Here is a 21,936-nt window from a genome sequence, read left to right as displayed (position 1 = left end):
ATTATTAATATCTGCTTTGCAAATGAGTGCAAACTTTATACTGAGTAGGTTATAATGAAGGTTATCGTTAATTTATATCATATAAAATCAACTAATGGACTTTATTTCTATGCTCTTGATTATATCAAACAGTTAGATGGTAGAATATTAAAAATACTTGTCAGGCCTAAGCTGTACGAGCATATAATTAATACTTTTCCAGCTCTTACAGTAAAAATATGTAGTTGGGTAAGCTTGGTGAGAGAGTTGTTTTCAGCAGATGAAACTAATATGCTGATCTATACTCCAACGCCACACCCGATGCCTTTTTTAAACAATCAGTTAATTGTAATGCACGATTTTTATCCGTTTAATTATGGTAAGTATTCAACCTTAAAGAAACTACTTTTAAAAATATCACTAGCAAGTTCAAACTGTCGCGTTGCGTATATTAATAAATCTGAAATGCTTCCATCCATACTAAGCATGGGCATTGAGGAGAAAAGATGTTTGTTTGCACCGAATAGATTTCCATCTAAATTGGATATTGAAACTAGATCTAACTATAAACGGGGGGCAATTCTAAAAGTAGCGCTTGTGGGTACGGATTCACCCAAAAAAAATTACGATGAACTATTTCATATGATTGTAGATTATAATGTAACTGATAAATTCATTTTTTATATATATGGACATGAAAACAAGTACTATCACGATCTTTGCGCTGATTTTAAATCAATAAATATCTCGATCATTAATAGTGATACTGTGACGCTAGAGCAGTTTTTTGTAAACATCGATATTCTTGTTTCTGTTGCTAACCATGAAGGTTTTGGTCGCCCAATAGCCGTTGCTTTATTGCTAGGTGTTCCTTGTTTTCTGCTTGAACGTAAAGTATTTAAGGAGTTTTTTGATCCTGGCGCTATTTTCTATGAAACAGTATCCGAGATGGTGCTTGAGATGATATCTTATACAACAAAGGAACTACCTGAAGTTAATTTTCTACCTTCGTCTGAATATATTATGGCTTACGAGAATGCACTTGCTGTACTATCCCAAAATTAACATGTTGCATTACTGCTGCCTCAGAAAAGCATACGGTTTTAAATCGATCAAGTGCCTACAACGGCTCTATATCATACACTTGGCGAATTGCCGGAACCTGTTGTAATCCACAGATTCAGATGAAGTCTCATATTTATGCCTCGTCCGCAGAATCTGTGGGTAGTTGGCTGAAAAAATAAGGGCATTGCCCCTCCGTGAAGGATAAGATTGTTTTTGCGAGAAACGATCAAGTCCGACACGGGAGAAGCAATGCTTATCAAGACTGTACTGAACAAGTTCGAGCGTTTCAAGTCCTTCATTTACGGAGATTGCCGACTGGCGAAAGTCGGCGGCTCAGAAGCACTGGTCATTGACATCAAGGCTCGTCGCAACAGCAAGCCCGAATGCCCGGAATGTGGCAAGCGAGGCAAGACATACGACACGCAACCGGCCCGACTGTTCGAGTATGTGCCGATCTGGGCGTTCAAGGTCTTCTTTCGCTACGCTCCCCGTCGGGTTCTGTGCCCAATCCATGGGGTAAAGGTTGAATCCCTCCCCTGGGGGTATGGCAAAGAGCAAATGACGATCTCGTACCAGGTCTATCTTGCCCGGTGGGCTCGGCGACTCTCCTGGAAGGAAGTTGCCGAAATCTTTAAGACCAGTTGGGACAGCATCTTTCGGGCGGTGCAGTATGCTGTCGATTACGGCCTGGCAAACAGAAACCTTGATGGCGTTACGGAAATCGGTGTTGATGAAATTGCCGTCTTCAAGGGCCATCAGTATCTTACGATGGTCTATCAGCTCAATGCCGGCGTCAGGCGTCTTCTCTGGTGTGGTCCGCAACGTCGGATAAGAACGCTACTGCGCTTCTTTCGGGAATTCGGCAAAGAACGCAGCGCCAAGCTCAAGTATGTCTGCAGCGACATGTGGGCACCGTATCTCAAGGTTATCGCCAAGCGGGCACCCAATGCCGTGAACATCCTCGACCGCTTCCACATCATGCGGAAGTTTAACGAAGCGATTGACGAGGTTCGGCGCACCGAAGCCAAGGAGTTCAAGGCCGCCAAGCAGGAGAACGTCCTGGAAAAGGGCCGTTGGTTGCTGCTGAAACGGCCGGAAAATCTGTCCGAGAAGCAGACGTCACGATTGGGAGATTTGCTCAAGCTCAACCTCTCATCAATCAAGGCATATCTGCTGCGCGAGGACTTTCAGCAGTTCTGGGACTACCAGCGGTCTGACTTTGCTGGCAAGTTCCTCGACGACTGGGTCATCAGGACAATGCAAACTGACCTGGAACCGATGAAGAAGGTTGCCAGGATGTTACGCAACCACAAACCGATGATTCTCAACTGGTTCAAGGCAAAAGGCCGACTTTCCAGCGGCGCGGTAGAGGGTCTGAACCTCAAAGCAAAACTGACTATCAGAAAAGCGTACGGTTTCCGAACCATCAAGTGCCTGCAAGTGGCGCTATATCACACACTTGGCGACTTGCCAGAACCCCTGTGTCACCACAGATTCTGCTAAAGAGCCATATTTATTGACCTAATCATATAAGTGGACGTAGTTTCCATTAAATTACAGTTGCTGGTATACCAAGGATATGGCTTCTAAATTGTATATGAAACTATAATCATGACTAATAACAGTACAAAAGTGTGTGTATTACTTGCTACCTACAATGGTACGAAATGGTGTCTCGATCAGGTCAAATCAATATTAAATCAAGAAGATGTTAACTTAGAAGTTTTTGTCAGCGATGATCTTTCTTCCGATTCAACAACTGATTTACTAGCTTTATTGAATGATTCTCGTATTCATATTCTAGCTAGTTCATACAAGTTTGGTTCAGCTTGCCAAAACTTTTTCAGATTAGTTAGAGATGTTGACTTTTCTGAATATGACTATATAGCTTTTGCTGACCAAGATGATCTTTGGAACCCAAATAAGCTTTCTTATTCAATTGAGCAATTGAACGCACATTGCGCGGATGCGTTTTCTTCCAATGTTACTGCTTTTTGGCCTGATGGTAGAGCTAGATTGATTGTTAAGGATCAGCCCCAAAGAGAGTGGGATTTTTTGTTTGAGTCAGCTGGGCCAGGCTGTACTTTTGTTCTTACCAAAAAGCTTGCGTGTAATTTGGCTAATTTTTTACACAATAATTATGAAAAGACAAAAGGTGTAGCTTTGCACGACTGGTTTACCTATGCTTTTGCGCGCAGCAATTCTTATAGTTGGTGGATTGATTCTCAACCAACTATGATGTATCGACAACATGAGTCTAACGAGTTTGGTGTTAATAGCGGTGTTACAGCGGCACTGTCACGATTTAGGAAAACAAGTAATGGCTGGTATCGCAATCAGGTGATTCTTATCGGTGATCTTGTCGGAGCGGAGGATTCCTGGCCAATTAAGCGTATGAGACGATTTTCTCTTTTGGACAGAATGTTGCTGCTTTTTAATGTCTTTGCATTCCGTAGGTCGTTTCGGGATCGAATAGCATTATTTTTTTTACTATTGTTGCCGCAGAAAAAATAGCTTTACCGCGGAATATTCAACATGCAACCAAATACCTATTTTCTGCATAACATCCTCGTTACCGGCGCAACCGGCTTTGTAGGTAGTTTTCTCTGCTCGCGTCTGCTTGCCGAAGGGATGTCTGTCCGTGGAACCTTTCTAGTTACTGAAAATCCCGATTCTCTTGTCAAGGGCACTGAACAGGCATTGATCGAACCAATTGGGCCTGCCACATTCTGGGGCCATGCGCTTGCTGGTGCTGGCACGGTTATCCACCTGGCGGCTCGTGTGCATGTGATGCGGGAGCGTGCTGCTGATCCGTTGAAAGAGTTCCGGTTTGTAAATACAGAGGGGACTGCACACCTTGCACGGGAAGCTGCCAAAGCCGGCGTCAAACGTTTCGTCTTTATGGGCACGATAGGTGTCAATGGCGACAACTCGGGAGATGCCCCTTACATTGAATCCAGCCCGCCATATCCCCACAACCCTTATTCTGTTTCGAAATATGAAGCCGAACAACTGTTGCGGCAGATATCTTCCGAGACAGGCATGGAGGTTGTGATAATCCGTGCACCCCTCGTCTATGGGCCGGGAAATCCTGGTAATTTCCTCTCTCTGCTGAAGGCTGTCAACGGCGATTATGGATTCAAAACTTTGAATTTTGGATTGAAAGTCTTACCCCTCCCACTTGCCTCAATCAATAACAAACGTAGCCTGATCTATGTCGGCAACCTTGTTGATGCACTGGTAACTTGCGCAACACATCCTGCCGCAGTTGGGCAGACATACCTCGTCAGTGATGGTGAAGATGTTTCTACTCCCGAACTTATCCGTCGTACGGCCGCGGCTCTTGGGGTGCCGGCACGACTGTTCCCATTCCCAGTTCCTCTTATGAAGCTTGCTGGTAAACTGATTGACAAGAGTGCTGCGGTCAATCGGCTGACCGGTTCTCTGACTGTTGATAGCTCCAAAATCAGGCGGGAGCTTGGCTGGCAACCGCCGTTTACCATGGAAGAGGGATTGCAGGAGACTGCAAAATGGTTCGAAAAGCAAGGTTGAATTTTGGATGTCGAATTCTGGATGACTGGCAAAAGAGCAGATTTGGCATGTTTTATCCTTGCAAATCATGGAGTGATATTCCAAAATTACAAATATGATATCCCGCGCACTTTATCCATTCCTGTCAGAGGCGCTTGACTCTTCACCTGCCGTCGCGTTGCTGGGGCCACGCCAGGTCGGCAAGACCACCCTGGCCCTTGAGATAGGCAAGGTGCGCGGCGCACTGTATCTGGACCTTGAATCCGAGCAGGATCTCGCCAAGCTTGCCCAGCCCGAATTGTATCTTGAGGATCATCAGGACAGGCTGGTGATCTTTGATGAAGTGCATCGTCTGCCAGGATTATTCCCTGTATTGCGTGGATTTATTGACAAGGGGCGCCGTGCCGGATTGCGCACGGGGCGCTTTCTTCTGCTTGGTTCTGCTTCGCTTGATTTGCTGAAACAGTCCGGCGAAACATTGGCCGGGAGGATTTCCTACCTTGAGTTATCCCCTTTTAATATCCTTGAAACAGGCGAGAGGACATCAGAAGATCTCTGGGTTGCAGGCGGGTTCCCGGAAAGCCTGCTGGCGAAAAACCCGCGCCAGAGCCTGCGCTGGAGACAGGATTTCATCCGCACCTATCTTGAACGCGATATTCCGCAGTTCGGCCCGCGGATAGCCGCAGAAGCGTTGCGCCGTTTTTGGGTAATGCTGGCCCATAATCAAGGGGGGGTACTGAATGCGGCTCAATTTTCACGCAATCTGGGTGTGGATGTAAAAACCGTCACTAATTACCTTGATCTGCTTGTTGATCTGATGCTGGTCCGTCGTCTCCCACCCTGGCACGGCAATATCGGGAAGAGGCTGGTCAAGTCACCAAAGGTGTATGTGCGTGACAGCGGCCTTGTGCATGCATTGCTCGGCATACAGGATAAAGAGGGTTTGCTGGCGCACCCGGTTGTCGGGCAGAGCTGGGAGTGTTTTGTGGTGGAAAATCTCCTTGGGGCAGGGATTGGGGCTCCGCAGGGTTTTTTCTACCGGACCGGCGGAGGTGCTGAAATAGATCTGCTGCTGACATGGCCTGACGAGGAGATATGGGCTGTGGAGATCAAGAGAAGCCTCAGCCCCAGGCCTGAACGGGGATTTTACTCGGCCTGTTCCGATCTGGCCCCGGCGAAAAAATATGTCGTGTACCCTGGTGCCGAACGCTATCGAATTGCACCTGACATAGAGGCGATTCCACTCCCGCAGCTGGCTGCCGAAATTCACGCAAAGGCAATTTTGAATGTTGAATTTTGAATTTGTCTCACGGGCAGGATCCCACATGAAAAGAGTATTCGATTTAGTTCTGTCATTTCTGCTGATGCTGGTTTTTTCTCTTCCGATGCTCGTGACGGCTCTCCTGGTGAAATTGACCTCAAGGGGGCCGATACTCTACTGGTCAGACCGGGTGGGTAGGAACAACGCCATCTTCAGAATGCCCAAATTCCGCACTATGCGCACTGATACCCCGGCAGTGGCAACCCATCTCCTCAGCGACCCTGACCGCTGGCTGACCCCCATCGGTAAATTCCTCCGCAAAACCAGCCTTGACGAATTACCGCAGCTGTATAGCATTCTGAGGGGGGACATGAGTTTTGTCGGCCCAAGACCTGCATTGTTCAATCAGGACGATCTCGTTGCCCTGCGGACCGAGAAGGGGGTTCATCGGCTTACCCCTGGCCTGACCGGCTGGGCACAGATCAATGGCCGCGATGAATTGCCCATACCTGTCAAGGTCGAGTACGACGCATACTATTTGCAGAACCGCTCTCTTTTCTTCGACCTGAAAATAATGATTTTGACTGCAATCAAGGTGTTACGCCGCGATGGTGTGACCCACTAAGTTTATACAAATACAAGCAAGTGAAGGGACCGCCGTCAACCATGCTCAAACCATTCACCTTCATGCTCTCCCAACGTCGCCTGATGGTCTTCGCCCTCGATACGGCGTCCATCGCTGCGTCGTTCCTCCTCGCCTTCCTCCTCCGCTTCGACTTCACCTTTCCGCCGTTGTACCACGAAATTATCAAGGACGGCCTGCTGGTTGTCCTGCTTGTAAAGCCTCTGGTTTTCCTTTTTTCGGGCATGTACCGCAGTATCTGGAAATACGCTTCATTACAGGACGGCATCGAAATTTTCAAGGTAGTAACCCTTTCCACGCTCATCACCTCCTTTGTCCTTTTTTTCCTGCATGATACCAGTGCCATGCCCCGTTCCATCTATGTGCTCGACTGGGTTCTGCTCTTTGCCATGGTATCGACGTCACGGCTTCTGTGGCGGGTCTACCGTGAGACCTACATCATCCCCCGCTACCATACCGGCAAGCGGACGCTGATCGTCGGAGCCGGCGAGGCGGGCAACCTGCTATTGAAGGAAATAAGAAAGCAGAAAAATCCAGCAAACCAGGTCATCGGATTCCTCGACGACGACCCGGCAAAGCAGGGGATGCGCCTGGGAGGGATTCCGGTTATGGGTGATCTCGGCCGCCTTCGGGCCGCCATCCGGAAGCACCGGATTGAAGAGGTCATTATCGCCATCGCGACTGCCCAGGGTGCGGTGACGCGCCAAGTCGTCTCCTGCTGCAAGGAGACCAAGGTCAGGTTCAAGACCCTGCCGGGGATCAAGGATATCATCGATGGCACGGTCTCCATCTCCCAGATCAAGGATGTGGAGATAGAGGACATTCTCGGCCGGGAGCCGGTGAAGCTGGACCTGGAAACCATCCGGGGATACCTGACCAACAAGCGCGTGCTGGTGACCGGCGCGGCAGGGAGCATCGGCAGCGAGCTCTGCCGCCAGGTGGCGGCATTTTCTCCCTACAAGCTCCTCCTCTTCGAGAATGCGGAAACCCCCCTCTATCAGATCGAGAAGGAGCTTGCGTCAAACAACCCCAATCTCAGGATAATTCCGGTCATCGGTGATGTGCGGGATCAGACTCGGGTCGAGGCGATTTTCGATGAGTTCCAGCCCGAGGTGGTCTTTCACGCGGCAGCCTACAAGCATGTGCCGATGATGGAGTATAACCCGGTGGAAGCGGTTACCAACAACATCGGCGGTACTCGAACGCTGGCGAATGCAGCCCATCGCTTCGGGGTAAAGAATTTCGTCATGATCTCCACCGACAAGGCGGTGAACCCGACCAATATCATGGGGGCTTCGAAGCGGGTTGCGGAGATGTATGTCCAGAGCCTGGCGAGGAAGAGTCGGACAAATTTTACCACGGTCCGTTTCGGTAACGTGCTGGGGAGCAACGGGAGCGTGATCCCGCTCTTCAAGGAGCAGATCAAGGCGGGAGGGCCGGTTACGGTCACCGACCCCAAGGTGATCCGCTACTTCATGACCATCCCCGAGGCGTGCCAGCTGGTGCTCCAGGCAGGGTGCATCGGCAACGGCGGCGAAATCTTCGTGCTCGACATGGGGGAGCCGGTCCGCATCCTTGACCTGGCGGAAGAGCTGATCAGGCTTTCGGGGTTTGTTCCCCATGAGGAGATTGATATCGTTTTCACCGGCCTGCGGCCCGGCGAGAAGCTTTTCGAGGAACTGCTCATCGACGGCGAGGGGATCAAGCCGACACGGCACGGGAAGATCAAGGTTCTTGCGGCCATGGATTCCGATTTCGATGCCGTAGAAAGGAATCTGGGCGTTCTCTTTGCCATGGCCGGGAACGCCGACATCGCGGGTATCGTGAAGCAGCTTCGGGTGCTTATCCCGGAATTCTCGCCCCAGTATTCTTTCAACGGTCCGGCCCCCATTGCGTTCCAGCGGGTCCGTCCCGATCTTTTCCCACCCCCGTCTTCGAAGGTGGTCAAGCTTCAGAAGTCATGATGGACCGCCAATGACGGTGTAATCTGACCTGATTCATTGACATCCTTTCCGCTGACTGTTATCGTTTTTTTGAAATGTGTAAGCATGTTGACGGGGGGCATATGATAAGAACGCAAATTCAGTTGGAAGAATCCCAGGTGCTTATCCTGAAAAAAATGGCGGCAGCCAATCATACATCCATGGCCGAACTTATCAGGCAAGCGGTCGACTTTTTTGCCAGGAGCAAGCACATGGGGCAGGATTCGGAACTGCGACAACGGGCAATGGGTGTTTCCGGTCGATTCAGTTCGGGCGTCAAGGATCTGTCGGCGGAGCATGACGCCTATCTGGCCGAGGCTTTCGAGGAATGAGTGTTTTTATCGACACGTCGGGGCTTCTGGCGGTTCTGGACAAGGATGATCTCCACCACGCGCGTGCGTCACGGGCATGGCGCGAAATCCTTTCATCCGACGATATCCTCGTAACGACAAATTATGTAATCGTTGAAACCATTGCGTTGACGCAACATCGCCTGGGAGTTGAGGCGTCTCGGGCATTCCAGGAGGAAATTGTTCCGGTGTTGCACGTACGGTGGGTGGACAGTAAGTTGCACAATGCCGCCATGGCTATTCTGCTTGCGGTTGCCCGCCGTAAATTGAGCTTGGTGGACTGTGTGAGCTTCGAGCTCATGCGCATGGAAGGGATTGTGTCGGCCTTTACTTTTGACAGGCATTTCAAGGAACAGGGGTTCATCTGTGTCCCAGCATGATTCATTGTTTATTCCCGGTACCAGGACGCTTCGCACAGTTTTGCTTGCGATCCTGGCTCTTCCGATGCTTGCTTCAAGCGCATCGGCACTTTCTTCCCCCAACATCCCCCTGGACAGCCCCGTCTATTCCTATCTTGAAAAGCTGGCCGGTTTCGGACTGGTGCAATCAGACGTGGCGGGGATCAAGCCCTTTTCCCGGGCCGAGGCTGCGCGTCTTCTGCTGGAGGCGGAGTGGAACCTGGAGGCGGGGGGGGGCTCCAGTGATCCGGCGTTTGCCCGGTCGCTCCTGGATGAGCTGCGCCGGAAGATTCCCCGCGAAGCGGCCCTTTACACGGAGCCCGACAAAGCGTCGGCCGTGGATGTGAACCCCCTGTCGAGCGCCCGGGTCAGGTACGTGTACATGGATGGCAAACCCCGTTCCTACGAGCGGCCGGTCCACGACCCGGGCAACGACGGTGTGTTCGGCATCGGCTCGGGGCTACGCCCCTCCAACTCCTATCCGTCCCCTGTGCAGCAGCACGGTACCGAGGGGACCCCCCTCATGGAGAACAACGAGGGGATCATCTACCGGGGCGGCCATAATGCCGAGCTGCGGTTCAGCGCCGAAGCCCACGTGAAGAGCGTGGCGTCCGCCCTGGTGGAGCCGCAGCTTTCCTATAGCAGGGGAGGGGACGGGGCTACGGTGAAGCTCGTCAAGGGGTACCTGAAGCTCGGCGGCGGTGGGCTGGAGCTGGAGGTGGGACGCGATGCCAACTGGCTGGGGCTCGGGAGCCGCGGAACGGTGACCCTGACCAACAATGCCGAGAACTTTGACCTGGTGAAGCTATCGAGCCCCGAGCCCATTCAACTGAAGTATATCGGTGCCATCAAGTATACCTTCATCGGCTCCCGCTTCGATGCCACCGTGACCAACGGCGTGGAGCGCCGTCCCTGGTTTCTCGGCGCGAAACTGTCGGTGAAGCCCGTTGATATCTTTGAATTGGGGATCAATCTGGGGAAGGAGTTCGGCGGGCCGGGGGTGAACAACAGTTTCGGCGATTACGTGCGGGGGATCGTCGGCGGTACAAACGCCGACAATACCAACAACCTCGCCGGGGTGGAGATGCGGGTGAGGCTGCCGTTCCTGCGTAATACCGAGATCTACGGCGAGTTTTCCGGGGAGGATTCTGCCTCGTTCTGGCCCATCGTGGAGAGCTACGTGGCCGGCTTCTTCATCCCCCGTCTCACTGCCGGCGGCAGGGACGACCTCCGCTTCGAGTTCTTCAAGGGGAACAACATCCTTTACACCAGCGGCACATTCCCGGAGGGATACCTCTATAAGGGGATGCCCATCGGCCACTCCCAGGGGGGGGCGGTCATCGAGTTCTATCTCCGCTACAGCCACTGGTTCTCGGCGCGGAACAATCTGGCGCTGGAGTTCTACCGCACCGACCGGGGCCACGAGGGGAGGGTGAAGGTGGACGCCGCAGGCAACTTTGATCCGAACGGCGTCATGCAGGCCATCGAGAAAAAGCATGCCGGCCGGATTTCCTGGACCCTCCCGGTCCATGGCGATCTGGACATGAACCTTCTATACGGGATCGAGAAGGTGGAAAATGTTGACCTGCAGGACGGGAATGACCGCACCAACCAGCTCTTCAAGGCGGAGTTGCGGTATCGGTATTGAGTGAGTGGAGGAGTAGGAGCAGGATGGTGAGGGGCTCTTTGCCTCATAGCTGTTTTTGTGGTAATACTTTCTATGTATTACTTTCCCGGGAGGAATGATCTCTATGCGTATTACCACAAAGGGCCAGGTGACGATCCCGTGTGACGTGCGGGAAAAAATGGGTTTTACCCCCCATTCGGAAATTGAGTTCGTGATTGAGGGGAACACGGTTTATCTGTGCAAAAAAGAGGGGACGGGGGCGCGTGGCAAGAAACTTGTGGAGCGCATGCGCGGGCGCGCAACGGTGCGCATGAGTACCGACGAGATTATGGCGCTCACCAGGGGAGAGGATTGATGGCCGGCCAGGTTCTGGTCGACAGCAATGTTCTACTGGACGTGCTCGAAGACGACCAGAAGTGGTATGGATGGTCGTCGGAACAGCTGGCGCGATGCGCCGAGAATTCAGTTCTTGTGATTAATCCGATAATCTACTCGGAGGTTTCCATCGGCTTTGAGCGGGTGGAGGATATTGAGGATGCTCTGCCCGGCTCAGAGTTCGTGCGGAGGCCGCTGCCGTGGGAGGCCGCATTCCTTGCGGGCAAATGTTTTCTCACCTATCGCAGGTCCGGCGGAATTCGCAGATCTCCCCTCCCTGATTTTTTCATCGGCGCCCATGCCCTCGTTGACGGGATGGAACTCCTGACCCGCGATGCGGCACGGTATCGTACCTACTTTCCGAGGCTGAGGCTTATTGCTCCGTGACAGAACGAGCCAGCGCTTTCTCCAACGCCCTTCGCGCCTCTTCCTCCCCATGCACCAGACGGATGGATCGGGGCGGCACGGGGATTCCGCGCACGAAATTGACCAGATCTTTCTGGTCGGCGTGGGCCGAGTAGCCGCTGATACTGTGGACCGTGGCCCTGAGGGGATAGCTGCCGCCATCCAGATCGATGCTGGTATGTTCCCCAGTGCCGGTACGCGTTTGCGCTGCCTCAAGGATTCCTCTCCCCGGCGTCCCGTGGGCCTGGTAACCGACAAAGAGAATGTCGGTGCGCGGGTCACCCATGAGGGCTTTGAGGTAGTTGACGATGCGCCCTCCGGCGCACATGCCGCCGGCGGCGATGACTACGCAGGGGCGGGCGGTCCTGCGGAGGTAGTCCACGGTGGCCCGGTGGTCGTTGTGGTTTTCGATGACCGTCATCTGCTCGAAGGAGAGGGGATGGCGCCCCTGGGAGACGACCTCTGTCGCTTCCTGGTCCCAGAGATGGCGGAGCCGGTCGTAGACCTCGGTGACGCGGAGGGCCAGGGGAGAGTCGACAATGATTTCAAGGTCGTCCCAGGGGAGGTTCGTGGCCGCCTCGTCATTCCTGTGTTCGGCGATGAGAGATTCAATCTCGCAGAGGAGTTCCTGGGTTCTGCCGATGCTGAAGGCAGGGACGAGGAGGGCTCCCCGGTTTTCCAGCGCCCGGACGATGACCTGTCGCAGTTTTTCCCGCCGCTGTTCCCGCCCTTCATGGAGGCGGTCGCCGTAGGTTGACTCCAGCACCAGGATGTCGGCCCGCTCCGGTGGTGCCGGGTCGGGGAGGAGCGGCGTAAAGGGGGCTCCAAGGTCGCCGGAGAAAACCACGACCGTTTCGTTGTCGCGTCGCGATGCGGTTGTTTCCTGTACCGATGGGCGGGCGACGCGGAGTTCCGCATAGGCCGAGCCGAGGATGTGCCCCGCCTGCTGAAGGCGGAGCGACACATCCATGCCGTCCCAGGTACCGACCTTGTGCCACGTTCCGTAGGGGAGGGGGGCAAGGCGCTTTTTCATGGCCCCGATGAACCGCTCGATGAGTCCCTCGTCCCTGGTGATCCCCACCTTGACGGCGTCCTCGAGGACCAGGGGAAGGAGAAGGGCAGAGGCCTCGCTGCACCATATTGGCCCCTGGAAGCCGGCCCCCAAGAGGTGGGGTATGCGGCCGCAGTGGTCGATATGGACGTGGGTCAGGACCAGACCCTGGACCCGGTCGAGGGGGAAATCGATGAAAGGGGTGTGCTTCTTCCCCTTTCCGGCGTCCGCATCACGTCCCTGGAGCAGACCGCAATCAATGAGAATGCTTGCATTTTCGGAGATGACGAGTTCGTGGCACGACCCGGTTACGCCGTATTGCCCGCCGTGGTGAATGATTTCCATGGGCTCCCCTGTCAGTCTGATCGTAACGAATGAGAAGCTAATAATAAACTCGCCAGGGAAAGTCAAGGGAGATCAGGACGCACCGGGGATTGGGGCTCCGGCGGGAAGAGTGTTTTCGAGTTGACTGGCGGGGTGGGAACGGGGTACTTATCCATGTTCGTTACGCCGCGTTGAGCATCTGAATTTATCGGCACATGAGGGACCAATGAAGCGATCCATACAATCTGCATTTCTGTTTTTCCTGGGAGGGGTGCTTGCCATTGCCGCAGTCGCTTGGGCGGTCGAGCCCAACGGCGCCGGCAGGGATTACACCGGCAGCCAGTGGGATGTTTCCGGACCGGGGGGGGGATACGGCGTTCAGACCGCTCCGCAGGCAGGCGGGTACATGATGCAGGGAGCCCCTCTGTCGGGGAGCGGGTATGCCGTTCAGGGAACCCAGCAGCCCGGCGGGTATGGGGTGGCAGCTCCGGGTGGATATGGCGCTCCTCAGGTTCCAGGCGCGATCCAGTACCAGCAGGATACCGAACAGGAGCAGGGGCTTCGCCTCATGGACGAAGGCAAAGAGGTTGAGCAGGGGCCGAAACTGCTGCTCAAAGCGGAGCCGGGCGACGGCATGGTGTCGCTCTCCTGGACCGTGACCGGCGTGCGCCGCAAGGCCGAGGATATCCCTCCCCGGTTTGTGGTGCTGTACGGGAGCGAACCGGAGAAGTATCTGAAGGCCGTACCGGTGGGCGACGCCACCAGCTTCCGGGTGCGGGAGCTGAAGAACAACCAGATCTATTATTTCAGGATACAGGGGCTCCCCGGTCCTGGCCAGCGCCAACTGAAGGCTCTCGTCTCGGAAGAAATGAAGGCGATGCCCGTGCCGGTGGAAGAGTTGGGCTCGCCCCTGGAGCGGGCCTTTGCCCGCAAGAGCCCCACCCTTCTCGACAAGATCGAGCCCACGCCGGTGGACCGGACCCTCAAGCAGTTCGGCTACGACTTTTTCAGGAACAGCATCGCCAACCTGCCGGCGGTGGATAATCTGCCGGTCGGTTCCGATTACGTGATCGGCCCGGGTGATAAACTGCGGATCGACGTCTGGGGGAGCCTCCAGGCCCGCTACGACGCACCGGTGGATCGCAACGGCGAGGTAACCATCCCGCGGGTCGGCGCCGTCAAGGTGTGGGGGCTTACCTATGGCCAGGCCAAGGACGCCATCAACAAAGCCTTCTCCCGGTACTACAAGGGGTACGAACTCAACGTCACTCTCGGCAGTCTCAGGACCATTCAGGTCTACGTGGTTGGTGAGGTTGAGGTGCCCGGCACCTATAATGTCAGTTCCCTTGCCACCGTCATCAATGCCCTTGCCGCGGCAGGCGGGCCATCCAAAAACGGCAGCCTCCGCTCGATCCGGATTTCCCGGGGGGGGAAGGCGGTCCAGGAGATCGACCTCTACGACATGTTCCTGAGCGGGGACCGGAGCCGTGATATCCGCCTGGAGAACGGCGACACGGTCTTCGTGCCGGTCATCGGGCCGGTGGTTGCCGTGGCGGGGGAGGTCAAGCGGCCCGGCATTTATGAGGTCAAGGGGAAAACGGCCCTGCCGGCGCTTCTTGCCATGGCAGGGGGGATAACCGCTGCCGGCGACACGGGGCGGATTCAGGTGGAGCGGATCGAGGGGAACAGTACCCGGGTGGTCGCCGATTACGTGACCGACGGGAAGTCGCCGGACATGGAACTGGCCAAGGTCGAGGTGCGGGATCACGACATGGTGAACGTCTTCCCGGTCCGCGAGGCAATGCGCGAGGTGGTGACCCTGGCGGGGAATGTGGCACGCCCCGGCCCCTATCAGTTCCGGAAGGGGATGCGGGTGAAGGATCTCATTCCTGACGCGTCGGTTCTTCTTCCCGAGTCATACCTGGAGAGTGCGGAGATTACCCGCCTCTCGCCCACCGACTACCGCCGCGAGGTCATGACCGTCAATCTCCGTGAGGCCTTGAAGGGGAATCCGGCCGACAACGTGGAACTGCAGGAGCAGGATACGATCAAGATTTTCTCCCGGGACGAGATGGTTGAGCGTCCCCGGGTTTCCATCAACGGACAGGTGGTAAATCCCGGCATCTATGACTACTTTCCCCGCATGACGGTCCGCGACCTGGTCACCGCTGCCGGCAGCCCCAAGCGCAACGCCTACCTGGAGAGTGCCGAACTGACGAGGGTGGCTGTTGGCGGCAACAGTGCCAAGGCGTCCCGCCTGGAAATCAATCTGGGCAAGGCCCTTGCCGGAGACCCGGCCCACAATCTGGTGCTGGAGCCCGAAGATGCCCTGATCGTACGGGGAATCGAGAACTGGCTTGAGGCCACCGATCGCTTCGTGACCCTGAGGGGAGAGGTGAAATTCCCCGGAACCTACTCCATTGCCAAGGGGGAGCGCCTGAGCTCGGTCATTGCCCGGGCCGGCGGCTTCACCGACAAGGCCTATCTGAAGGGGGCCAAGTTCAAGCGGAAGTCGGTTCGCGACGAGCAGCAGAAGAGGATGGACGAGGTGATCACCCGGACCGAGCAGGAAATCCTCCGCAAGCAGGGGGAACTGGCGGCGGTTGCGGCCTCCAAGGAGGAACTCGAAGCGACCCGCACGGCCCTGGAAGGGCTCCAGAAGAGCCTGGCCAAGCTGCGGGAGTCAAAGGCCGAAGGGCGTGTGGTGATCCGCCTTGCCCAACTGGACACGTTCAGGAAGTCTCCCTATGATCTGGAGCTCATGGGGGGAGACATCCTCGAAGTGCCCCAGGTTTCCAGTGTCGTGAGCGTCATGGGGCAGGTCTACAATCCCACCTCCTTTGTCCATCTCCCGGGTGAGGATGTGGCCCACTACCTGAAGGATGCCGGCGGGGCCACGCGGGACGGCGAAGAAGACGACATGTACATCATCAGCGCCGACGGGTCGGTCATCAGCCGCCATCAGACCTCGTTCGGCATCAGCTGGAGTGATTCCCAGCGTCGCTGGACCTTTGGCGGGTTCCTGGCAACGCCCCTCGATCCGGGGGACACCCTGGTGGTGCCCCAGAAGCTTGAGCGGATCGCCTGGATGCGGGAAATCAAGGACATGACCACTATCCTGTCGCAGGTTGCCCTGACCGCCGGGGTGGTTGTGGCGGCCGGGCTGTAGGGGCGAGACGACATGACTGATCCCATGAAAAATGAACAGATCGTCGGAGAGGACGAGATCAACCTTCTGGAACTGCTCCAGGTGCTGGTGCGGCGTAAACGGCTCATTGTCGTGATGTGTGTTGCCGCGGCGCTCCTGTCGGCGGCGTACAGTCTCACCCTGCCCAATATCTATACCGGCACGGCACGGGTGCTCCCTCCCCAGAAAGACGGGGGAGGAGGTCTGTCGGCTCTGATGGGGCAGGCGGGGGCGCTAGCGGGACTGGCTGGCGTTGGGGGACTGGGCGGTGGTGCAGATCTCTATGTGGGAATTCTGAAGAGCCGCTCGGTGGCCGATGCAGTGATCAAAAAACTCGACCTACAGAAGGAGCTGAAGGCCAAGACTCCTGATGAATCCCGAGCTGCTTTACAGGGCCTGGTAAAGATTCAGGCCGGCAAAGACGGAATCATTACGGTTGCCGCCGACAGCAGGAACCCCCAACTGGCGGCCCGGTTGGCCAACACCTTTGTCGATGAACTGGGGAAGAAAAGTGTCGAGCTGAATCTGACCAAAGCCGGAACGGAACGGATTTTTCTGGAGAAGCGGCTCGACGTGGTGAAAGCCGACCTCAAGAATGCGGAGGATGCGCTTCGGCGGTTCCAGGAGAAGAACCGCGCCTTCAAGGTTGACGACCAGGCCACCGCCACGATCGAAGGCGCTGCGAAACTCAAGGCCGAGATCGTCTCGAAGGAGGTGCAGCTTGCCTCGTTGCGCAGCTACCAGACCAACGAAAACCCCGAAGTGAAGGCCGTTGAGGCTGCCCTTACCAAGCTCAGGGGGCAGTTGGGCGTCCTTACCGGAGGGGGAAGAAGCAATGACCTGATGCTATCGGCAGGCGCCATGCCGAGTCTGGGGCTTGAGTACGTGAGACTCATGCGCGAGGTGAAGACCCAGGAGGCCATATTCGAGCAACTCACCAAGCAGTTTGAGGTGGCCAAGCTGGGAGAGGCCAAGGATTCTTCTTCGATTCAGGTGCTCGATGAGGCAGTCGCTCCCCAGAACAAGAGCAAGCCCAAGCGGTCTCTGATCGTCATATTGTCGACGGTCACGGCGTTGTTTCTGGGTATTTTCATTGCGTTCATCCAGGAATATGCCCAGAAGATGAGCGACGAGGACCGCACCCGGTGGAACGAGATCAGGGAATCCCTTTCGCTAACCCGGGCTCGGCGCGGTTGACCGGCGAGATACTGTTTGAATGGAGACCACATGAACGACAATGCCAAAAAATTCCCTTCCCTTCGTTTCCTTTTCCTCGCGGGGTGGGTGGGAACCATCATCTGGCTTTCGCTTGACCCGTCTCCGCCTCATCCTTCCATCGGGCTCATTGGGTGGGACAAGTTCCAGCACGCCTCGGCCTACGGGCTCCTTGCCCTGCTGTGGGGGAATTTTCTGGTGACGTACCGCCGGTGCCAACGGAACTGCTGGCTCATGGCCTTCGCGGGTGCCGTCGTTTTCGGCGCCCTCATGGAGGTGGCCCAGGGAGTCCTGACGACGGCCAGGACAGCCGAGTTCGGAGACCTCGTTGCCGATGCGGTTGGAGCAGGTGCCGTGAGCCTTGCTGCCTGCGCTTGGAGTGCGAGAAGACTGTCCTTGGCCTTTGTCGTGGCCGTGACGCTTCTTGCGGGTGCGCGACCTGCCCGAGCCGATGACAACGGAGTGGGGGCCTTTGTGCGTGACGAGGCCGTAACCCTTCGCGACGAGACCGGGGAATTTCTCGCTGCTCCCTTCCGGACCGACAACAACGCCATTTGGAAGACCCTGGCTGTTGCCGGTGCTGTCGGGCTTACCTACATATACGACACTGACATCCGGGACAAGGTGCAGGAAACAAGGGGAAAGACCCTTGACCGGGCAGCCGATGCGGGGAACGTGATCGGCAATCCCTTTGTTCACCTGGGGGTTGCCGGTGCCGTCTGGGGCGGGGGGCTCCTTGCCGATTCACCCCGATGGCGGGACACGGGGCTCATGATGGGGGAGGCGGCGGTCATCGCCGATGCCGCCACCTTGGTCCTGAAGCAAGCCGTCGGCCGGGCGCGCCCCCTCACGGGGAGCGGCAAGGGGAGCTTCCGTCCCTTTCAGTTCACCTCCGATTACGATTCATTCCCTTCCATGCACACGGCCAGCTCCTTTGCCATGGCCTCGGTCATCACCCGGACCTCGGGGAGCGTTCCGGTGGGGGTTCTCTCCTATGCCACCGCCGCCTTTGTGGGGTTTTCACGCATGTACGAGGACAAACACTGGGCAAGCGACGTGCTCCTGGGCGCTGTCATCGGCGAGTTGGCAGGGCGGGTCGTCACAGACCATTACGCGCGGAAGGGGAGTGTGACCCTGGTCCCTTCCGTCAGCGGATCGTCGGCTAGTTTAATGCTGGTAAAGAAGTTCTAGATTAAGGGGTAATGGTTTTTCAGGCCTCACCCGGTCCCTGATCACCGGTCCCCGATTCCGGAGGTTTTTTAATGCTTTCCGCAGTCATCTTCGATTTCGACGGCATCATCGTCGATACCGAGCCGCTCCATTACCGGGCCTTCCAGGCTATTCTCGAGCCTCTGGGGCTCGGCTATGCCTGGGAGGAGTATGTGAACCTCTATATGGGGTTTGACGACCGCGATGCCTTCCGCGAGTCGTTCCGGATGCATGGCAGGATTCTGAACGATCATGAACTGGAACTGCTTATCGACCGCAAGGCCGCGGCGTTCCAGGAGATCATCTCCAGCGGCGTTGCTCCCTATCCGGGAGTTGTCGAACTCATCCGATCCATCAACGGTACCTTCCCGTTGGCGCTTTGCAGCGGCGCCCTCCGGTGCGACATCCTCCCCATACTGGCGGGCCTCGGCCTGTCCAACTCCTTCGACGTGATGGTCACCGCCGAAGAGGTGACTGCCAGCAAGCCCGATCCCGCCAGCTACGCCCTTGCCGTGGAGCGGCTCGCTGCTGCCTTCGCCGACCGGGGGATTCTCCCCGGCCGCTGCATCGCCATCGAAGACACCCCTGCCGGCATCGCCTCCGCCACCGGCGCCGGCATTCCCGTCATCGCCGTCACCAACAGCTATCCCGCCGCGATACTCAGCGGCGCCGTCAGGGTGGTTGACTCCCTTTTGGGCATTGGCTTGGAAGACCTGAAAGATGTGACCTGTAGCCAGTGAACCTTCCCATAGAATGGTTTTTCCGGTCCCTGGTCCCTGGTTCCCATGACCCTTCCCATTGAAGACATCCTGCCTCAGCTGACATCCTCCCTTCAGACCCACAATTCCGTGGTCATTCAGGCTCCGCCCGGAGCCGGCAAGACGACGCGTGTTCCCCTTGCACTCCTGGATGCCCCATGGCTCCGGGGGAAGGGAATTGTCATGCTCGAACCGCGACGGCTCGCAGCAACCAATGCCGCCCGCTGGATGGCGTCCACCCTTGGCGAGGAAGCGGGAGGGACGGTGGGCTACACGATCCGCTTCGACCGGAAGGTGTCGCGCCAAACCCGGGTGGAGGTGGTTACCGAGGGAGTGCTTACTCGCCGGCTCCAGACAGACCCGCTCCTCGAGGGGGTTGGCGCGGTGATCTTCGACGAGTTCCACGAGCGGAGCATCCATGCGGACCTGGCCATGGCCCTCTGTCGCGACGTGCAGCAGGGATTGCGGGAGGAGCTGCGGATCATCGCCATGTCGGCGACCCTCGAAGCGGCGCCGGTGGCAGGGCTTCTGGGGGACGCGCCGATCATTACGAGCGAGGGGCGGAGTTTTCCCGTGGATATTCGCTATCTGCCCGAGGATTCCCGCGACCCCCTCCCTATTTCCGTCTCCCGCGCCATTCGCACGGCCCTTGCTGTCACAGAGGGGGACATCCTCGCCTTTCTGCCGGGAGTAGGGGAAATCCGGCGTTGTCACCAATTCCTGCAGGAAGGGGATGCACTCCCTTCGTCACCCTTGATCGCACCTCTCTATGGCGACCTCCCCTTTAACGAACAGGAACGGGCCATTCTTCCCGCCGAGCGGCGCAAGGTGGTGCTCGCCACCAACATCGCGGAAACGAGTCTCACCATCGAAGGGGTGCGGGTGGTCATCGACGGCGGTTTCTGCCGCCGGCTGCGGTTCGATCCCGGGTCGGGGCTTGACCGGCTCGTTACGGAGCGGATTTCGGTCGCCTCCGCCACCCAGCGGGCAGGGCGGGCCGGCCGGGTCGGTCCGGGCATCTGCTTCCGACTCTGGTCCGAACACACCCAGCGGACCCTCATTCCCGCCGACCCTCCCGAGATCGCCACCTCCGACCTGACACCGGTGGCCCTTGACCTGGCTGCCTGGGGGGTGACCGATGCCTCCACCCTTTCGTGGCTCACGCCCCCTCCGAAATCCTCTTTGGAGGAGGGGCGACAGCTCCTTGTTCAGCTTGAAGCCCTCGACCACCACGGCCTGATCACCGAGGTCGGCCGACGGATGGCAGAGCTGCCGGTCCATCCCCGCCTCGCCCACATGCTCACCAGGGCCGTCGGGAGGGGCGTTGGCCCCCTCGCCTGCGACGTGGCGGCGATCATGTCGGAGCGTGACCTCGTGAAGGCTTCCGGAGGGGCGGCGTTGGAGCGGAGCGAAAGCGACATGCTCGTTCGGGTTGAGGTGCTGAATGGGTGGCGGAAGGGGCGGCGCTTTGCAGGGGGGGATGCCGCGGCCTGCCGCACCGTCGACCGCTCTGCCCAGCATCTGCGCAGGTTGCTCGACCTCGGGAAGGAAAATGCGGTTGCCGGCGCGGACGCCGACATGGTGGGCCTTCTGCTCGCCTGGGCCTACCCGGATCGAATCGCGCTGCGCCGCGGTGACGGCGGGCGCCGGTATCTCCTTGCCGGAGGACGCGGGGCGCTTCTCTCTGAACGAAGCTCGGTCCATGACGAGCCGCTTCTGGTGGCCCATGTGGTGGAGCGGGGGGAGAGGGGAGACGACCTGATCCGCCAGGCAAGTGCTCTGACGCTGGAAACCTTCAGAAGGGAGTTCTCCGACGGCATCGTCACCGGGAGGAACGTGTTCTGGGATGAGCGGGAAGGGAGGGTGGTAAGCTGCGAAGAGGAGCGGTTCGGTGCCCTCGTCCTCGGAAGCAGGCCATCCGCTGCCACGGCTGACGAGGTGCGAAGCGCACTGGTGGAGGGAATCGTGAGGGGGCCCGGCCTGTCAGCCCTTAGCTGGTCCACGGCCGCACGCCGGTTCAGGGCGCGGGTGCGGCTCATGGCCCGCATTTTTCCCGACGAGGGATGGCCCAATCTCTCCGATGAGGCCCTCCTGGCAACCCTTGGCGAGTGGCTGGGACCTCACCTGGACGGGGTACGGCGGCTTGCCGACGCGGCTGCGCTGGACCTGCTCCCTCCCCTGCAGGGGCTCCTCCCCTGGAATCTGCTCCGCCGCCTCGATGAAGGGGCGCCGACCCATCTGGTGGTTCCGAGCGGTTCGCGGGTCCCTATCGATTACGGAGATGACGGGACACCGACCTTGGCGGTGAAGCTCCAGGAGATGTTCGGCCTTGCCGAGACCCCCACCGTGGCGTGGGGGAGGGTGCCGGTGGTTGTCCATCTCTTGTCGCCGGCTGGCCGGCCCCTTCAGGTGACCGCAGACCTGCGGGGGTTCTGGAACGGGGCCTACCAGGAGGTGAAAAAGGAAATGCGGGGACGCTACCCAAAGCACCCGTGGCCCGATGACCCGTGGACTGCCATACCCACGCGCAGGACAAAGGGGCATGAGAGAAAATAGTAAGATGTTTGATATAGTTG

General features: G+C 57.1%; 18 protein-coding genes. 17 read left to right on the top strand and 1 reads right to left on the bottom strand.

The window, feature by feature from the left end:
• Nucleotides 1–54 precede the first annotated feature (54 nt).
• The 12 genes from KJB29_RS09460 (at nucleotide 55) to KJB29_RS09405 (ending at nucleotide 11,598) form a co-directional block, all read left to right on the top strand.
• The gene (locus KJB29_RS09460; RefSeq protein WP_004514695.1) at nucleotides 55–1,044 is read left to right on the top strand and encodes a hypothetical protein; all 990 of its coding nucleotides are present in this window, start codon (nucleotides 55–57) and stop codon (nucleotides 1,042–1,044) included.
• A gap of 249 nt (nucleotides 1,045–1,293) precedes the next feature.
• The gene (locus tag KJB29_RS09455) at nucleotides 1,294–2,547 is read left to right on the top strand and encodes an ISL3-like element ISGme6 family transposase (protein ID WP_004514804.1); all 1,254 of its coding nucleotides are present in this window, start codon (nucleotides 1,294–1,296) and stop codon (nucleotides 2,545–2,547) included.
• Between the two features lie 108 nt (nucleotides 2,548–2,655).
• The gene (locus KJB29_RS09450; RefSeq protein WP_004513172.1) at nucleotides 2,656–3,558 is read left to right on the top strand and encodes a glycosyltransferase; all 903 of its coding nucleotides are present in this window, start codon (nucleotides 2,656–2,658) and stop codon (nucleotides 3,556–3,558) included.
• Nucleotides 3,559–3,579: 21 nt separating this feature from the next.
• A complete protein-coding gene (locus tag KJB29_RS09445; RefSeq protein ID WP_004513171.1) occupies nucleotides 3,580–4,596 on the top strand; it encodes a UDP-glucose 4-epimerase family protein in 1,017 nt (338 codons plus the stop codon).
• A gap of 94 nt (nucleotides 4,597–4,690) precedes the next feature.
• A complete protein-coding gene (locus KJB29_RS09440; RefSeq protein ID WP_004513170.1) occupies nucleotides 4,691–5,875 on the top strand; it encodes an ATP-binding protein in 1,185 nt (394 codons plus the stop codon).
• A 25-nt stretch (nucleotides 5,876–5,900) separates the two neighbouring features.
• On the top strand, nucleotides 5,901–6,461 hold the full coding sequence (locus tag KJB29_RS09435) for a sugar transferase (protein ID WP_004513169.1): 561 nt from the start codon (nucleotides 5,901–5,903) through the stop codon (nucleotides 6,459–6,461).
• A gap of 62 nt (nucleotides 6,462–6,523) precedes the next feature.
• Entirely contained in the window at nucleotides 6,524–8,443 is a 1,920-nt protein-coding gene (locus KJB29_RS09430) for a polysaccharide biosynthesis protein (protein ID WP_215734444.1), read from the top strand.
• Between the two features lie 101 nt (nucleotides 8,444–8,544).
• On the top strand, nucleotides 8,545–8,793 hold the full coding sequence (locus KJB29_RS09425) for a ribbon-helix-helix domain-containing protein (RefSeq protein WP_215734385.1): 249 nt from the start codon (nucleotides 8,545–8,547) through the stop codon (nucleotides 8,791–8,793).
• Nucleotides 8,790–9,191 (top strand): type II toxin-antitoxin system VapC family toxin, encoded by a 402-nt coding sequence (locus KJB29_RS09420; protein WP_215734384.1) that lies wholly within the window; start codon nucleotides 8,790–8,792, stop codon nucleotides 9,189–9,191. The genes KJB29_RS09425 and KJB29_RS09420 overlap by 4 nt, the downstream gene beginning before the upstream one ends.
• A 64-nt stretch (nucleotides 9,192–9,255) precedes the next feature.
• Nucleotides 9,256–10,857 carry a capsule assembly Wzi family protein gene (locus KJB29_RS09415; RefSeq protein ID WP_215734443.1) on the top strand — a complete coding sequence of 534 codons (1,602 nt, stop codon included), beginning with the start codon at nucleotides 9,256–9,258 and terminating at the stop codon, nucleotides 10,855–10,857.
• A gap of 103 nt (nucleotides 10,858–10,960) precedes the next feature.
• Entirely contained in the window at nucleotides 10,961–11,191 is a 231-nt protein-coding gene (locus tag KJB29_RS09410; RefSeq protein ID WP_215734383.1) for an AbrB/MazE/SpoVT family DNA-binding domain-containing protein, read from the top strand.
• A complete protein-coding gene (locus KJB29_RS09405; RefSeq protein WP_215734382.1) occupies nucleotides 11,191–11,598 on the top strand; it encodes a type II toxin-antitoxin system VapC family toxin in 408 nt (135 codons plus the stop codon). Before KJB29_RS09410 ends, KJB29_RS09405 begins: the two co-directional genes overlap by 1 nt.
• Here the strand turns inward: KJB29_RS09405 and KJB29_RS09400 are convergent.
• A complete protein-coding gene (locus tag KJB29_RS09400) occupies nucleotides 11,585–13,012 on the bottom strand; it encodes an MBL fold metallo-hydrolase RNA specificity domain-containing protein (protein ID WP_215734381.1) in 1,428 nt (475 codons plus the stop codon). The two genes, KJB29_RS09405 and KJB29_RS09400, sit on opposite strands and share 14 nt — an antisense overlap.
• 205 nt (nucleotides 13,013–13,217) lie before the next feature.
• Between KJB29_RS09400 and KJB29_RS09395 the strand changes: the two genes are divergently transcribed.
• The 5 genes from KJB29_RS09395 to hrpB all read left to right on the top strand — a co-directional run bounded on the left by KJB29_RS09395 (nucleotide 13,218) and on the right by hrpB (nucleotide 21,916).
• Complete coding sequence (locus KJB29_RS09395; protein ID WP_215734380.1) at nucleotides 13,218–16,160, top strand: SLBB domain-containing protein; 2,943 nt, start codon at nucleotides 13,218–13,220, stop codon at nucleotides 16,158–16,160.
• Nucleotides 16,161–16,172: 12 nt separating this feature from the next.
• Nucleotides 16,173–17,375 carry a GumC family protein gene (locus KJB29_RS09390; RefSeq protein WP_215734379.1) on the top strand — a complete coding sequence of 401 codons (1,203 nt, stop codon included), beginning with the start codon at nucleotides 16,173–16,175 and terminating at the stop codon, nucleotides 17,373–17,375.
• A 30-nt stretch (nucleotides 17,376–17,405) separates the two neighbouring features.
• Nucleotides 17,406–18,584, top strand: a complete 1,179-nt coding sequence (locus tag KJB29_RS09385; protein WP_215734378.1) for a VanZ family protein — start codon at nucleotides 17,406–17,408, stop codon at nucleotides 18,582–18,584.
• Between the two features lie 71 nt (nucleotides 18,585–18,655).
• Nucleotides 18,656–19,342: an HAD family hydrolase gene (locus KJB29_RS09380; RefSeq protein WP_215734377.1), complete on the top strand. Its 687-nt coding sequence runs from the start codon at nucleotides 18,656–18,658 to the stop codon at nucleotides 19,340–19,342.
• 45 nt (nucleotides 19,343–19,387) lie between these two features.
• Entirely contained in the window at nucleotides 19,388–21,916 is a 2,529-nt protein-coding gene (hrpB, locus tag KJB29_RS09375; RefSeq protein ID WP_215734376.1) for an ATP-dependent helicase HrpB, read from the top strand.
• Nucleotides 21,917–21,936: the final 20 nt, after the last annotated feature.

Origin of the sequence: Geobacter grbiciae, assembly GCF_018531165.1 — a bacterium.
In the GTDB taxonomy this organism is placed as follows: domain Bacteria; phylum Desulfobacterota; class Desulfuromonadia; order Geobacterales; family Geobacteraceae; genus Geobacter; species Geobacter metallireducens.
This window is presented reverse-complemented; position numbering and strand designations above follow the sequence as displayed.

Bases quoted from the DNA above. Each gene is read 5' to 3' on its own strand.
- hrpB (WP_215734376.1), top strand. From the start codon at position 19,388: ATGACCCTTCCCATTGAAGACATCCTGCCTCAGCTGACATCCTCCCTT.
- KJB29_RS09455 (WP_004514804.1), top strand. From the start codon at position 1,294: ATGCTTATCAAGACTGTACTGAACAAGTTCGAGCGTTTCAAGTCCTTC.
- KJB29_RS09415 (WP_215734443.1), top strand. From the start codon at position 9,256: ATGCTTGCTTCAAGCGCATCGGCACTTTCTTCCCCCAACATCCCCCTG.
- KJB29_RS09380 (WP_215734377.1), top strand. From the start codon at position 18,656: ATGCTTTCCGCAGTCATCTTCGATTTCGACGGCATCATCGTCGATACC.
- KJB29_RS09410 (WP_215734383.1), top strand. From the start codon at position 10,961: ATGCGTATTACCACAAAGGGCCAGGTGACGATCCCGTGTGACGTGCGG.
- KJB29_RS09420 (WP_215734384.1), top strand. From the start codon at position 8,790: ATGAGTGTTTTTATCGACACGTCGGGGCTTCTGGCGGTTCTGGACAAG.
- KJB29_RS09430 (WP_215734444.1), top strand. From the start codon at position 6,524: ATGCTCTCCCAACGTCGCCTGATGGTCTTCGCCCTCGATACGGCGTCC.
- KJB29_RS09450 (WP_004513172.1), top strand. From the start codon at position 2,656: ATGACTAATAACAGTACAAAAGTGTGTGTATTACTTGCTACCTACAAT.
- KJB29_RS09425 (WP_215734385.1), top strand. From the start codon at position 8,545: ATGATAAGAACGCAAATTCAGTTGGAAGAATCCCAGGTGCTTATCCTG.
- KJB29_RS09390 (WP_215734379.1), top strand. From the start codon at position 16,173: ATGACTGATCCCATGAAAAATGAACAGATCGTCGGAGAGGACGAGATC.
- KJB29_RS09460 (WP_004514695.1), top strand. From the start codon at position 55: ATGAAGGTTATCGTTAATTTATATCATATAAAATCAACTAATGGACTT.
- KJB29_RS09405 (WP_215734382.1), top strand. From the start codon at position 11,191: ATGGCCGGCCAGGTTCTGGTCGACAGCAATGTTCTACTGGACGTGCTC.
- KJB29_RS09440 (WP_004513170.1), top strand. From the start codon at position 4,691: ATGATATCCCGCGCACTTTATCCATTCCTGTCAGAGGCGCTTGACTCT.
- KJB29_RS09385 (WP_215734378.1), top strand. From the start codon at position 17,406: ATGAACGACAATGCCAAAAAATTCCCTTCCCTTCGTTTCCTTTTCCTC.
- KJB29_RS09395 (WP_215734380.1), top strand. From the start codon at position 13,218: ATGAAGCGATCCATACAATCTGCATTTCTGTTTTTCCTGGGAGGGGTG.
- KJB29_RS09445 (WP_004513171.1), top strand. From the start codon at position 3,580: ATGCAACCAAATACCTATTTTCTGCATAACATCCTCGTTACCGGCGCA.
- KJB29_RS09435 (WP_004513169.1), top strand. From the start codon at position 5,901: ATGAAAAGAGTATTCGATTTAGTTCTGTCATTTCTGCTGATGCTGGTT.
- KJB29_RS09400 (WP_215734381.1), bottom strand. From the start codon at position 13,012: ATGGAAATCATTCACCACGGCGGGCAATACGGCGTAACCGGGTCGTGC.